The following is a 12857-nucleotide window of genomic DNA, read 5'->3' as shown; positions in this document are numbered from 1 at the left end:
TTATCTCAACTGCACTATCCCAATCACCGGATTGGCCTCTTCAATAGTCGCATCTTGGTATTCCACGCTTTTGACAAAATAAAAAGTGTCCTTGGCCAGGTCCACCGGCCTTAAGATCAAAGGTTCACCATCTTCATCCAAAACGCCTCCGTTGAGGTTATAGCCCTTTGAAGTCCGCTTATCGTACAAAAACATCTTCGCTTCCCAATCAATAGTATATTCTACTATCAAATAGTTGGCCGAATAAACAACATTTTGCAAAATCAAAGTCTGAACACCAATAACATTAGTAAGACTTTCCTTCATAGACTGTGGTTTTTCGAAATTTAATTTCAGGTAGGGGATAAACTTTTTATCTGCAAAACAGTACAAAGTATCCCTGATCAAGTTTTCTGAGGTAAGAACTGATTTGTAAAAAAACACCCCCTCCCCATTGTCAGAAAAAAAATGCTTGTATCCATAACCGCCTATTTCTTTTTGATTCAATATAACTGTCCTGAAAGGGAGGGTATCCAAGATGTCCAAATCAGCATTGAGTTCAATTAGATTGGTCTGATTGGCAAAACCATTTTCTAAAGGGATTCCAATTTCTTCTGTCAGGATAAAGGGTGTTTGCTTCACAAGCTCCACATAATTGACAAACATGCGAAATGACTTTTCATTTAAGAACTCACCCTCTTTGTTATAAACTATTATTTTCTTTGCGGAAGCCACATACACCAAGCCTGTCTCAGGGTCCAAAGTCATAGCACTGTTACTTCGATATTCTCCAGGACCATCACCCTGACTCCCAAAAAGTCCAATAAACCTTCCTTCCCTATCGAACATTGAAATTTTATATACTTCTCCCAGATAAAGTTTTTCATCGGTTACTTTGACATCTTTGAGGTAACCTAATAAGGCCCCCTCCACCGTTTCTAGCCGAATCCGCTCAATGGATTTGGCAATGTCCGCAAGATGTAAATCCTCATCGAATTTTTCCGGGATTTCAATTTGAAGAAGAACCGACTTGGGCTTTTCGTTACAGGCCATTTGGTGGACCAAAAAGAAAAGAATTAAATAAAAAAGAGATTTAGACATGGCTCTTCCAAGTATTAAATGATACGTCAATATACCAAGAGAATAGTTGAATTTCAAAAGTTTATCTCTTTCTCATATAAAATTTGGCATCATTGACTATTTATTGATTTGTTAGATCTTTTGAGGATGTTATCCCATCCTATTCCTTCATAAAAATGTGATATCAAGCATTTTTTCAAATGAAAAAATGTATGGTGTTACACTTTTGCAAAGGAAAAGCATATGAGGATTTTGGAGCCTTCAAACTTTTCCTTTTGGACATTGGCATTTTGGGAGCAATGGTTGAGATTGATGCCATTACCATATTGGAGGGCAATCAACTCTTTACTGAATTTAAAGGAGCCGTTACTGAACAATTTGTCTTACAGCAATTGATTGCCTCAGGATCAAAGCCATTTTCTTGGTCAGCTGATAATGCAACAGCGGAAATGAAGTAAAGGCAGAACAAAATCTAAAAGCCAAAAGCTTAAAGGTATTTTTGGAAAAGTACAAAACGGAAACTAATGTCAGAACTTCTCTATCGGATTACAGAAAAGAGGAATGGCTTGTCAATGTCCCCTTGTATGGCATTCATACCATCTGTTAATTTAGATCAAAAAAAGACGCACCGATTAGGCGATTTTGCACAGATATTTATTCTGTGGCTATCTGTGGTATCTGTGAGAAAAACCAAAACTTAAGCAAAGGATATCTTCTATTAAATGAAAACTATGTGTTTAAAACGATGTTCCATCTTATTTATATATTATTGAATGGCCTTTTTTTTAAAAAAATCCAAATTTTATAAGGAAAAATATAAACAATATAGAATTGGTTCGGTTTTGTAAAAAACAAAACTTCCAAAAAATGAAAGAATTAGGTAATGCCACCTTTGAGAACTACATAGGTCTGACTCAAGGTTTCAATGAAATGGCCTATCAGATGGTGGCCCACGTGTTAACGCTCGGCTATGCGGTGATGTTGGCAGGGCTTTTTTACTTTATCCTAACCATCAAAACGGTAGCACCTCGATACAGAACATCTTCTGTATTGTCAGTAGTGGTCATGGTGTCTGCCTTTTTGTTGCTGTATGCACAGGCAGAAAATTGGACCAGCAGCTTTGTTTTTGACAAAGAGCAAGGGAAGTATTTCCTGGGTCAGGGCGCGGATCTTTTTAACAATGGCTACCGATACCTCAACTGGCTGATCGATGTTCCGATGCTCCTCTTCCAAATCCTATTTGTGGTTACCCTTACCAAATCGGATTTTTCCAGTATCAGAAATCAGTTTTGGTTTTCCGGAACAGGTATGATCCTTACCGGTTATATCGGGCAGTTTTATGAAGTGACCAACCTTACCTGGTTTGCCATCTGGGGTGCCATTTCAACCGCTTTCTTCATCCACATATTATTCCTCATGAAAAAAGTAATCAATGAAGGAAAAGAAGGAATACCTGCAGCTGCACAAAAAAACCTAGATACCATTTGGCTGTTGTTTTTGGTCAGTTGGATGCTCTATCCAGGCGCATACCTGATGCCTCACCTTTTGGGAATTGAAGGTGGATTGTTCAATGAATCAGGGGTGGTGGGCCGACAGATCACTTACACCATTGCGGACGTGAGTTCCAAAGTCATCTATGGGGTACTCTTGACCAATGTTGCCCAGATTTTGAGTAAATCAGAAGGGTACGTAGAGGCCAACACCTAAATGTTTTCAGCCCAGGCTGAAATAATTTTATTGAAATGTTTCTAACTATTGTTTAACAAAACCATTCAATTAATATCCATTGTAATTTTTTCTAATTTGTTTTCTTTTGATTGCTCTGTTTCTTATCGGTATCGTTGGGAAGCAGAGCAATTGTTTTTTTCGCATCCCTCCTTTTCTATTAATACATCTCATTCAAATTGACCAAGTGAATTGACCCATTGAGTATTTTAGAAAAAAATTACTAAAACCGAACATACGGATTTTTTAATGGTATATTGAACCGAAACAATTAACCCATGTCAAATACAAAAGCACCCAAGTCAAGTAAAAATGTTAGAGGAACCATTACCTGTGACAATACCACAATTCATTTGCTTCAGGCCAATGATTTTGTTGCGGAGAGTATCCGAAATATGATGTCAGAGCAAAAAGTTCTCATGATCAATATCACCTCCTCAGCAGGAAGTGGAAAGACCACCCTGATGCAGGAAACAGTCAAAAGGTTAAAGGATGAAATCAAGATAGGTATATTGGTAGGGGACCTTGAAACAGAAAGGGATGCAGACCGCATCAAGGAGGTAGGTGGAAAAGCCCTGCAGATTGTAACCGGTGGCATATGTCACTTAGAAGCTCAGATGGTTTGGCAGGCTTTGAAAAGTTTTGATACAACAGGCTTAGATGTGCTCTTTGTAGAAAATGTCGGAAACTTGGTCTGTCCCGCTTCCTTTGATTTGGGCGAAGATTATCGTGTGACACTGATTGCCACCACTGAAGGTGATGACAAGCCCCAAAAGTACCCCAAAATGTTTTTGACCAGTGAATTGATGTTGGTTTCCAAATCGGACCTTTTGCCCTATCTGCCTTTCAGTGTGGCTGCTGTGACCGAGGATGCGAGAGCCATTAATCCAACCATCGAAGTTTTAGAAATCTCTTCCACATCAGGAGAAGGATTGGGGGCATGGTGTGATTGGCTCAGATCTAAGATAAAAGAAAAAAAGACATCTGATTCACTGACGGTTTAGTGCAGTGCTGGAAAATCCATATTGAAGGGCAGGTTCAAGGAGTCGGGTTCAGGCCTACAGCGGCCAGAATTGCCTGCGAGAAAAATATTTCCGGTGAAGTTTTCAATACTTCCTCCGGAGTAATCATTCGGCTTTTTGGCTCCATAGCACAGCGCGATGAATACCTCGATGCACTAAAGGCCAACCTTTCTCCCCTTGCCCTGATTACAGCAATTGTAGTGTCAGAAGTGCCAAATGCCGAACCATCCAATGGTGTTTTTAGCATCATCAATTCAAAAGAAAACACGAAAAAAAATGCCATACTGAGCCCTGATTTTGGCATCTGTGAAAGTTGCAGAAAAGAAGTTTTGGATAGGAAAAACCCCAGATATCAGTATCCCTTTATTTCCTGCACCCAATGCGGCCCCAGGTATTCCATTCTTGAAGGCATCCCTTATGATAGACACCGGTCTGCCATGAAAGATTTTGAGATGTGTTCCAGTTGCTTGGCAGAATATCATCACCCCAATGACCGAAGGTATCACTCTCAGACCAATTCCTGTCCCGAATGCGGCATGCAATTGGCTTTTCATCCCGATCAAGGTTTAAGTTTTGCTCATCCCATAAAATTTGTAAAAAAAGCCATCTCAATCATCAAAGAAGGGAAAATTTTGGCTGTAAAGGGTTCGGCTGGCTTTTTGTTAATTGCGGACGCGAGCAATGTTGAAGCGGTTTCCCTGCTCCGGGAAAGAAAGAAACGGCCAAGAAAGCCGCTTGCTTTGATGGTGCCTGATAGCGAAGTATTCGACGAATATTTTTTTACTGATCATCCAGTGTTGGAAGCGATGGAATCACCGGCAAGACCCATCGTCCTCTGCAAACCCAGAAAAAATACAACTTTAAGTATCACAAAGGAATTGATAGCCCCTGGCTTGGATCAGCTTGGGGTATGTTTTCCGGCTGACCCCTTGATGTACCTGATTTCCAAGCACTTTTCGAAGCCAATTATAGCCACTAGTGGTAACTTACACCAATCCCCGCTGCAATTTGAAAACCAAGGGGCCATAAAAAATCTTTTTGGAATTGCTGATGCGGTGTTGTATCACAATAGAGCGATCCATTTTCCACAAGATGACAGTGTTTGCCGTGTAGCCAAAAGATCTTGTCAAAAAATAATTTTACGAAGGAGCCGGGGAATGGCACCTACTTTCTGGAATATCCCAAAAACAAAAACCGACACCACTATTTTGGCCCTTGGTGCTGATCTAAAGAGTACCTTTGCCCTTTGGGATGAATACAATGTCTATGTAAGTCAGTATTTAGGGAACTTGGAAAGCATTGATTCACAGGAGTGCTTTATGCAAGTCCTGAATAAACTATTGCAACTCACTGAAAAACAACCGGAATTGCTGCTCTTAGATCGGCATCCAGAATACCACAGCAGAAAATTTCTAGATGTATTTCCATCTGTAGATTTCGTTGAGGTCCCTCATCATGAGGCACACTTTGCCGCCTTGCTTTGGGAGCATGCTGCCTTGGACCTTTCGGAGCCGGTATTGGGTATCATTTGGGATGGCTCAGGTTTTGGTAATGACGGGGCGATTTGGGGTGCAGAATTTTTTGTTTATTTTGAAGGTCAGTTTGAGCGGCGTTTCTCTTTTGATTACTTTGATTTTTTCCTTGGGGACAAAATGTCCAAGGAGCCAAGAATTGCGGCTCTGTCACTTTGCCATCGCTTGGGTGAATATCCCTCTTTCTTACAGGAAAAATTCACCCCAAAGGAGTGGTCTCTTTACACCAAAATGCTTTCAAACGGCAATCATGCCCAGACCAGCAGTATGGGAAGGGTATTCGATGCTATTGCATCGATCTTGGGACTGACGGATTTCAATAGCTTTGAAGGGGAGGCGGCCATGCTACTCGAAAATATAGCCCAAACATACTTTGATGAGCAGCCCGCCATGGAGATAAGTCCTTATAGTTTTACAGAAACTAGTGATAATAAAATCGAATATGCCCAAATCCTACTTCAAATATTGCAGGATAAAGCCGTGGGCTTTGATCCGGGTTTAATTGCTGCAAGATTTCATGTAACTTTAGTTAGAATCATTGCTTATTTCCTTGAGAAAATCCATTGTCAAACCTTGGGATTTTCAGGTGGCGTTTTTCAAAATGCTTTATTGGTAGACCTTCTTCAACAGGAATTGGGAGGGAAATACCGTCTCTTGTTTCATGAGCAAATGTCACCCAATGATGAGAACATTTCACTGGGTCAAATGGCCTGGTACCATATCAAAAATAAATCTCACAAAATTAAAACGAAGACCTATGTGTTTAGCGATTCCCGGTAAAATAAAAAGTATAGAAACCATGTATGACGGTTTGGTAAGAATGGCTAAAATCCAGTTTGGCGGGATTGTCAAGCAGGCCAGTTTAGAAATGGTCCCGAAAGCAAAAATCGGGGATTATGTATTGGTCCATGTGGGTGTGGCCATCAGCATTGTGGATGAGGAGGAAGCCAAAAAATCCTTTGAGTATTTGGAAATGATCGGTGAAATAGACGAATTGATAGAGCATACCCAAACCGACCGGAATGACCTGCCTCCTCTTGAACAGGATAATCAGAAATCCGTCGATTGAGGACGCAAACAGAAAATAATCAGGTTCATACCAGATAATTAACCTTAAGCCTAACCAACATGAAATACCTTTCAGAATATAGAAACCCAGAATTAGTCAAAAAATACTTGGATGAAATCCGGCAAGCATGCACCCGTCCATGGATGATTATGGAGGTCTGCGGAGGGCAGACCCACAGTATTGTCAAAAACGGATTGCTGCAGCTGCTCCCAGAAGAAATCACGATGGTCCACGGTCCAGGTTGTCCGGTTTGTGTCACCCCCATGCATTTGATTGATAAAGCTGTTTATCTGGCCCTTAAAGAAAAGGTGATTTTGTGTTCTTTTGGAGACATGTTGCGTGTCCCCGGATCTACCGACAGCCTACTGGAAGCCAAGTCAAAAGGAGCCGATGTTCGGATCCTGTATTCACCATTGGAAGCGGTTAAATTGGCCAGGGAAAATCCCGACAAGCAGGTGGTTTTCTTTGCGGTGGGTTTTGAAACCACTGCACCTGCCAACGCCCTTTCCGTAATACATGCCCATAGAGAAAGCTTGAAGAATTATGCCATCCTCGCCTCCCATGTGTTGGTGCCCCCGGCCATTGATGCGGTGATGAACGATGAGATGGTAAAAATTCAGGGTTTTTTGGCTGCCGGACATGTCTGCACCATCATGGGGATCAGGGAGTACCAACCCTTGGTGGACAAGTACAAGGTTCCTATTGTGGTGACCGGATTTGAACCTGTGGACATTTTACACGGTATCCTGATGGTGGTCAAGCAGTTGGAAAAAGGTGAATTTAAACTGGAAAACCAATATGCCCGAGTGGTAAGACCTGAGGGAAATCCGGATGCCATAAAAGTAATTGAGGAAGTCTTTGAGATTACGGACAGAGAGTGGAGAGGAGTGGGAAACATTCCCTTGAGCGGTTACCAGGTGAAGGCAAAATACTCGGAATTTGATGCCAATATCAAGTTTTCAATCAAAATGCCCAAGGTGGAAGAAAATCCTGAATGTATCGCGGGACAGGTTCTGAAAGGCATCAAAAAACCACACGAATGTCCGCAATTTGGCAAAGGCTGTACTCCCGAAAGACCCCTGGGTGCTCCTATGGTGAGTAGTGAGGGTGCCTGTGCTGCCTACTACCACTTTTCCAAAATCAGTGGACAATTGACTGAAGTCTGATGGGGATAACATTAAATTATCGCATGTATGTCTGATCACCGAAGTATTTTATCAGCCTCCTGTCCCATGCCCAAGCTTGATTTTGAGATCATAACCATGGGTCATGGAAGCGGCGGTTTGCTGACCCATAAACTCCTGGATGCAGGCGTGTTTGATTTACTTTCCAACGAATTCCTTGACAAGCAGCACGATGGTGCCATAGTTGATGTATCTGCGGGGAAAATGGCTTTTACCACGGATAGCTATGTGGTTTCGCCCATTTTTTTCCCAGGGGGAAATATTGGAGAATTGGCCATCAATGGCACCGTAAATGATCTTTGTATGTGCGGGGCAAAGGCCGAATTCATCTCTTTATCATTTATTATTGAGGAAGGTTTACCCGTCAAAGATTTTTGGGAGATTTTGATCCACATCAAACAGGCCTGTGATCTGGCAGGAGTCAAGGTGGTGACCGGAGACACCAAAGTAGTAGAACGGGGCAAAGGCGATAAAATCTTTATCAATACCAGTGGTATTGGCAAGGTACTTCCAGATGCATCTATTGATCTTGATCGGGTAAAACCCGGGGACAAAGTGATCATCTCCAATGACATCGCCAAGCATGGAATTGCCATTATGAGCGTGCGTGAAGGGCTGGAGTTTGAATCTGACATCGTCAGTGATACCTGCCATTTCAACGCCATCGTTCCGGAACTGATCAGTAGATTTGGCGAAGATATCCACTTTTTGAGAGATGCTACCAGAGGTGGGTTATCCACGATCCTCAATGAGGTCGCCCAATCCTTGAACAAGGGGATTACCATTCACCAAAAGGCCATTACAGTCGACGAGTCCGTTTCAGGTGCTTGCGAATTGTTGGGGCTTGATCCATTGTACGTGGCCAACGAAGGGGTATTTGTTGCTTTTGTAAAAAATAGCATAGCAGATCATGTGGTTGACAAAATCAGGGCTTGGAAGAATGGCTCTCATGCAGCAGTGATAGGCGAAGTCACGGAACGACATCCCGGACAGGTGGTACTACACAGTGAAATCGGAGGAAGGAGAGTAGTGAACATGCTGTTGGGTGAACAACTCCCAAGAATTTGCTGATATGAACGAAGAAAATCCAAATATAGCACTCAACATTACACTGAAAAGGGCAGTCCCACCCGCTTCACATGCAGTTTCAACTGTAAAAAAAATAGAAGGAGCCCAAAGGGTTTTCTTAGGAGATCCTGAAAGTCCATTCTTGGCTCCAAGAGGGGTCTATGTACATGGCAACAAATTATTGGTGTCTGATACAGGGCAGAATCGGATATTTATCTGGAATGAGATTCCTATTGGCATTCAGCAAAAACCTGACCTTGTCATCGGGCAATCTGACCATAAAAAAACAGGCAGAAATGCAGGAGGATTGGCCTCGTCCCAATCACTTCAATATCCATCTGCAGTTTGGACGGACGGGAAGTGCCTTATTGTAGCTGATGCATGGAACCACAGGGTGTTGATTTGGAAGGATTTCCCAAACAGAGATCATCAAACAGCAGATGTGGTAATTGGACAAGACGATTTTACAGGAAATCTCCCCAATAAAAATGGGGTAAATACAGATCCTACAGCTTCTTCCTTGTACTGGCCGTATGGCATTGCCGTGTATGATGGGAAATTGTTTGTGGCGGATACAGGAAATAGAAGGGTATTGGTATTCAATCGTATTCCTGTAGATTCGGGAGCGAAGGCAGACTTTGTAATCGGCCAGGAAGATTTTGAAAGCAGAGGTTATGATCCCGAGCATGCCATTTGGCCCTATTCGGTTTCTCTCGGAAAAAAGGGTGAGTTGGCGATCACTGATACCCAATATTACAGGGTCCTGCTATGGGACCATTGGGAAGATGCGCTTTCAGCCAAGGCCAAATGCCTGATCGGTCAACCCAATTTTGAGGCCAACGGTCAGAATCAGTTTGGGTTGAGTCCCGCTCCAAATACGCTGAATTGGTGTTATTTTTCTTGCTTTTTTGGCGAGGGAATCTTTGTAGGAGATACAGGGAATTCCAGGGTTTTATGGTATGAGAAAATTCCCGATAAACATGGAGCAGCTGCCGATTCACTCATTGGAAAGCCGGATTTTTATACCGGAAGTGAGTTTGCAGATACTGTTTTTGGAACCGAAAAGTCTTTGTATTGGCCATTTAGTTTTGGCGTGGAAGAAGTGAGGAACCAAATGGTCTTGGCAGATACAGGAAACCATAGAATTATGATTTGTGATTTATTGACCCTTAAGTGAATATTCGAATGACTGCGGTGGAGCGTCTGCTGGAAATGATGCAAAAGTATAATTTGCCTGTTTTGTCTCAGGCAGGAATAGAAATTCATACCCAATCGGGTTATGTCATCGAGGTGGAAGGTTCAGCATTGTACAAGTTGATTCATTTGGGAGATGTGGTTGCACCTTTTGATGACTTGGATGAATTGTGCGGTTTTATCAAAACTTACAGTTGAAAGATAGGCGCTATGGAATTGATTGAAATTTTTATTGTGGCGATGTCTCCCAGTATCAATTCTCCCGGCAAATTTGCTTTGATCTTGGAAGACACGGATAAAAAAAACAGATTTCCATTACTTATTGGAGAAGCGGAAGCACTATCCATTGGCGTGGCATTGGAGAAAATCAAGACCCAGCGTCCCCTGACCCATGACCTGTTTTTTGAGGTAATAAGTTTGTTTGATGCCAAGGTGGACCATGTATGGATAAAAGAAGTGAAGGACAATATCTTCAAAAGTGAAATCGTATTGAAAAAAACCAATCAAACCGAAGAACTGCGGGTGGACAGCAGAACATCCGATGCCATAGCCTTGGCCTTACGCTTTGACAGCCCCATTATGATTTCCAGACAAGTATTGGAAGAACAACGTTTGGATATGGATATCTATGTAGGAGAAAGTAATCGAACCGCATATTCTGCCTATACTTTAGAGGAACTTGAGCGTCTGCTTCAAAATGTGTTGGCAAAGGAAGATTACCAAAGTGCCGTGAGGATCAGAGAAGTAATCGCAAAAAGAAAAAATAATGACAAATAGCCATGCATGAGATTTCTTTGGTAAAAAACATCTTTGGGTCACTGGATTCAATCTATCCGGAAAAGGATAGGGGAAAAATAAAAAAGATATACATGAAAGTGGGCTTACTTTCAAATGTAGAACCGATTTTGATGCAAAATGCCTTCGAAGCGGTGGTGGCTACGGAAAGAAAAGAGTATAGCTCCTGCGAACTTCAGATTGAAGTTTTGCCTATCTTGGTCTATTGTGAAGATTGCTTAAAAGAATCGGAAGTACTCAATTATAGGTTTGTTTGCGCCTGCAACAAACCTACGAACAACATCATTCAGGGGAACGAGCTCCTGATTTCCGGTGTTGAATTTATGGAGTGAGACAATGCATCTTGAAAAACAGTTGGTCTCGGGTTTTCAAAAAACAAATTCTCCTAAAATTTCCTATAACGCCAATGCCGAGAAAGGATACGAAAACCAGAATCAAAAATGTAGCCCTGAACCTGTTCAACAGGGATGGGTTTGTCAATGTGAGGCTACAACACATATCAGATGTCTGTGGGTTGAGTTTGGGCAACATCGGTTACCATTACAGAACAAAAAATGACATCCTTTATGCGCTCTTCAGTGATTTCGTAGATGAGCAGAAACTTCTGCTTTCAGAGTTTAGGGTATTGCCTTTGTTTGAGGATTTCAACCGGTTTTTAATCTCCAATTTTGAATTGCAGCAGCGGTATGTTTTCTTCTATAAAGATACACTGGATCTGACCAGAATGTATGAAATCATCAGCAAGCAATACAAGGAGCATTTGAACTGGCAGGAGTTGCAACTACAAGGCATGCTGGTTTTCAATGAGGCAAGGGGTGCACTCGATTCCTTGGGCGATCCTTCTTTTGGTCCCAAAATGTCATCTCTCCTGGTTTGGGCCAGTGAAAGTTGGATCAATAGGCAGGCCGTTATTGGTATAGAGGAATACAACAGGGGAAGCTACCTTGAAATGGTTTGGTTTTTATTACAACCCTATTTTACACCTATAGGAAGGGAAGAATTTGATAACAGGGTGGTTATATTTGAACAATGAAAAGGAATCCGGTTTTAGACTACCAAATGTATGAATGGATCCTCAAGTCCATCAACCAAATGTCTTTATACGACGACAGATTGGGGCATGAGTCTGAATTCAACTTTTTGAGAGCCAATCGATGGCTAGGGGATACAGCAGTCATAGAAAGAATGATCTACAGAAAGGGGGAGTTCAGGATTGATCTGGTATTTGCCCATCATAAGCAACCTTTAAAATTACTCATCAGGAACATCACTGTCCAATCTGACAGGAGAAAAGCAGAAATCATGTCGCAGCTATTTAGAAGACAAGCTGCCAAAGACCAAAGAGGAACGTTGTTAATCAAAGAAGGTTTGTTAAATTTGGGGTATAATTAATTTTTGGGAAGATGTCCAAAACTAAAGATAAGATTTTAGACGCAGCCATCAAAACCTTCAATGAACATGGGGTGGCAAATGTCAGGCTACAACAAATCGCTGATGCTGCTGAGATAAGCGTGGGAAATCTGGCCTATCATTTTAAGAATAAAGAAGCAATTGTTTCATTTACCTATGATTACATTTTTGCGGAGTTTTCAGAAATACTATCCGATTACTTGTTGATAGATAATTTTCAGGGTTTGGATAAAAACCTTGGACAGTATTACGATTTTTTCATGAAGTTCAAGTTTTTCTTCATTGATATGTTCGAGATAGAGCGAAATTATCCAGATATACTGGGTAAATGGCATCGATATATCAACAGGATGTTGTTGCAGATCAAATCAAGGATAGAATTTGATGTGCAGCGGGGTGTACTGGTTCCCCAGTCTGATGAAATGAACGAATTGCTGTCCAACAACATCTGGATGTCCATTATTTTTTGGTTGCCACAGAGGATCCTTAGGGGTCAGCCTGCAGAGGAAAAATTATTCAAAGAGGCCGTTTGGAGTCAGATGACTCCCTATCTGACAGACAGAGGAGAGGAAGAATTTGTTGTTTACATCTATCCTGTTCTTATTTAATACGAATCCTTGTCTCATTTTTTGGCCATCTGATATCTAAATCGGATACTTTAAAACCAAGAAGGTAAGCCAGTTTTATTTCCGAATTAGAAAATTTTTTCTAATTATTAGAAAAAATACTCAAATAAATTTAGGAAATGCTTTCTAATTTGAATCATAATTTTTAGATTTGATAAAGTCGATGAATACCA

General features: G+C 41.5%; 15 protein-coding genes. 14 read left to right on the top strand and 1 reads right to left on the bottom strand.

Features of this window, described 5'->3' with window-relative positions:
* Positions 1-1080 (bottom strand): 6-bladed beta-propeller, encoded by a 1080-nt coding sequence (locus H1A14_RS06630; RefSeq protein ID WP_194775424.1) that lies wholly within the window; start codon positions 1078-1080, stop codon positions 1-3.
* A gap of 179 nt (positions 1081-1259) precedes the next feature.
* Between H1A14_RS06630 and H1A14_RS23160 the strand changes: the two genes are divergently transcribed.
* The 14 genes from H1A14_RS23160 to H1A14_RS06560 all read left to right on the top strand — a co-directional run bounded on the left by H1A14_RS23160 (position 1260) and on the right by H1A14_RS06560 (position 12666).
* Entirely contained in the window at positions 1260-1517 is a 258-nt protein-coding gene (locus tag H1A14_RS23160) for a DUF4143 domain-containing protein (protein WP_228527618.1), read from the top strand.
* 409 nt (positions 1518-1926) lie between these two features.
* A complete protein-coding gene (locus H1A14_RS06620) occupies positions 1927-2766 on the top strand; it encodes a bacteriorhodopsin (RefSeq protein WP_194775423.1) in 840 nt (279 codons plus the stop codon).
* Positions 2767-3062: 296 nt separating this feature from the next.
* Positions 3063-3788, top strand: coding sequence for a hydrogenase nickel incorporation protein HypB (gene hypB, locus H1A14_RS06615; RefSeq protein ID WP_194775422.1), 726 nt, complete (start codon positions 3063-3065; stop codon positions 3786-3788).
* A complete protein-coding gene (hypF, locus tag H1A14_RS06610) occupies positions 3788-6118 on the top strand; it encodes a carbamoyltransferase HypF (protein WP_194775421.1) in 2331 nt (776 codons plus the stop codon). Before hypB ends, hypF begins: the two co-directional genes overlap by 1 nt.
* The gene (locus H1A14_RS06605; protein ID WP_194775420.1) at positions 6096-6407 is read left to right on the top strand and encodes a HypC/HybG/HupF family hydrogenase formation chaperone; all 312 of its coding nucleotides are present in this window, start codon (positions 6096-6098) and stop codon (positions 6405-6407) included. The genes hypF and H1A14_RS06605 overlap by 23 nt, the downstream gene beginning before the upstream one ends.
* A gap of 59 nt (positions 6408-6466) precedes the next feature.
* Complete coding sequence (gene hypD / locus H1A14_RS06600) at positions 6467-7573, top strand: hydrogenase formation protein HypD (RefSeq protein ID WP_194775419.1); 1107 nt, start codon at positions 6467-6469, stop codon at positions 7571-7573.
* Positions 7574-7600: 27 nt separating this feature from the next.
* On the top strand, positions 7601-8662 hold the full coding sequence (hypE, locus tag H1A14_RS06595) for a hydrogenase expression/formation protein HypE (RefSeq protein WP_228527616.1): 1062 nt from the start codon (positions 7601-7603) through the stop codon (positions 8660-8662).
* A 1-nt stretch (position 8663) separates the two neighbouring features.
* The gene (locus tag H1A14_RS06590) at positions 8664-9836 is read left to right on the top strand and encodes an NHL repeat-containing protein (RefSeq protein WP_194775418.1); all 1173 of its coding nucleotides are present in this window, start codon (positions 8664-8666) and stop codon (positions 9834-9836) included.
* Entirely contained in the window at positions 9833-10051 is a 219-nt protein-coding gene (locus tag H1A14_RS06585; protein WP_194775417.1) for a hypothetical protein, read from the top strand. The genes H1A14_RS06590 and H1A14_RS06585 overlap by 4 nt, the downstream gene beginning before the upstream one ends.
* A 12-nt stretch (positions 10052-10063) precedes the next feature.
* A complete protein-coding gene (locus H1A14_RS06580; RefSeq protein WP_194775416.1) occupies positions 10064-10630 on the top strand; it encodes a bifunctional nuclease family protein in 567 nt (188 codons plus the stop codon).
* 2 nt (positions 10631-10632) lie between these two features.
* The gene (locus H1A14_RS06575) at positions 10633-10980 is read left to right on the top strand and encodes a hydrogenase maturation nickel metallochaperone HypA/HybF (RefSeq protein WP_194775415.1); all 348 of its coding nucleotides are present in this window, start codon (positions 10633-10635) and stop codon (positions 10978-10980) included.
* Between the two features lie 74 nt (positions 10981-11054).
* The gene (locus H1A14_RS06570) at positions 11055-11681 is read left to right on the top strand and encodes a TetR/AcrR family transcriptional regulator (protein WP_194775414.1); all 627 of its coding nucleotides are present in this window, start codon (positions 11055-11057) and stop codon (positions 11679-11681) included.
* Positions 11678-12040 (top strand): hypothetical protein, encoded by a 363-nt coding sequence (locus H1A14_RS06565; protein WP_194775413.1) that lies wholly within the window; start codon positions 11678-11680, stop codon positions 12038-12040. The genes H1A14_RS06570 and H1A14_RS06565 overlap by 4 nt, the downstream gene beginning before the upstream one ends.
* An 11-nt stretch (positions 12041-12051) precedes the next feature.
* The gene (locus H1A14_RS06560) at positions 12052-12666 is read left to right on the top strand and encodes a TetR/AcrR family transcriptional regulator (protein ID WP_194775412.1); all 615 of its coding nucleotides are present in this window, start codon (positions 12052-12054) and stop codon (positions 12664-12666) included.
* Positions 12667-12857: the final 191 nt, after the last annotated feature.

The sequence above is a fragment of the Pararhodonellum marinum genome (assembly GCF_015354735.1).
Taxonomy (GTDB): domain Bacteria; phylum Bacteroidota; class Bacteroidia; order Cytophagales; family Cyclobacteriaceae; genus Pararhodonellum; species Pararhodonellum marinum.
Note: the sequence above shows the minus strand (reverse complement) of the source record. Positions and strands in the feature narration are given on the sequence as shown.

Excerpts from the sequence above, each read along its gene's own strand:
- H1A14_RS23160 (WP_228527618.1), top strand. The coding sequence starts at position 1,260 with ATGAAAAAATGTATGGTGTTACACTTTTGCAAAGGAAAAGCATATGAG.
- H1A14_RS06580 (WP_194775416.1), top strand. The coding sequence starts at position 10,064 with ATGGAATTGATTGAAATTTTTATTGTGGCGATGTCTCCCAGTATCAAT.
- H1A14_RS06575 (WP_194775415.1), top strand. The coding sequence starts at position 10,633 with ATGCATGAGATTTCTTTGGTAAAAAACATCTTTGGGTCACTGGATTCA.
- H1A14_RS06570 (WP_194775414.1), top strand. The coding sequence starts at position 11,055 with ATGCCGAGAAAGGATACGAAAACCAGAATCAAAAATGTAGCCCTGAAC.
- H1A14_RS06590 (WP_194775418.1), top strand. The coding sequence starts at position 8,664 with ATGAACGAAGAAAATCCAAATATAGCACTCAACATTACACTGAAAAGG.
- hypE (WP_228527616.1), top strand. The coding sequence starts at position 7,601 with ATGTCTGATCACCGAAGTATTTTATCAGCCTCCTGTCCCATGCCCAAG.
- H1A14_RS06605 (WP_194775420.1), top strand. The coding sequence starts at position 6,096 with ATGTGTTTAGCGATTCCCGGTAAAATAAAAAGTATAGAAACCATGTAT.
- H1A14_RS06560 (WP_194775412.1), top strand. The coding sequence starts at position 12,052 with ATGTCCAAAACTAAAGATAAGATTTTAGACGCAGCCATCAAAACCTTC.
- H1A14_RS06565 (WP_194775413.1), top strand. The coding sequence starts at position 11,678 with ATGAAAAGGAATCCGGTTTTAGACTACCAAATGTATGAATGGATCCTC.
- H1A14_RS06630 (WP_194775424.1), bottom strand. The coding sequence starts at position 1,080 with ATGTCTAAATCTCTTTTTTATTTAATTCTTTTCTTTTTGGTCCACCAA.
- hypD (WP_194775419.1), top strand. The coding sequence starts at position 6,467 with ATGAAATACCTTTCAGAATATAGAAACCCAGAATTAGTCAAAAAATAC.
- H1A14_RS06620 (WP_194775423.1), top strand. The coding sequence starts at position 1,927 with ATGAAAGAATTAGGTAATGCCACCTTTGAGAACTACATAGGTCTGACT.
- hypB (WP_194775422.1), top strand. The coding sequence starts at position 3,063 with ATGTCAAATACAAAAGCACCCAAGTCAAGTAAAAATGTTAGAGGAACC.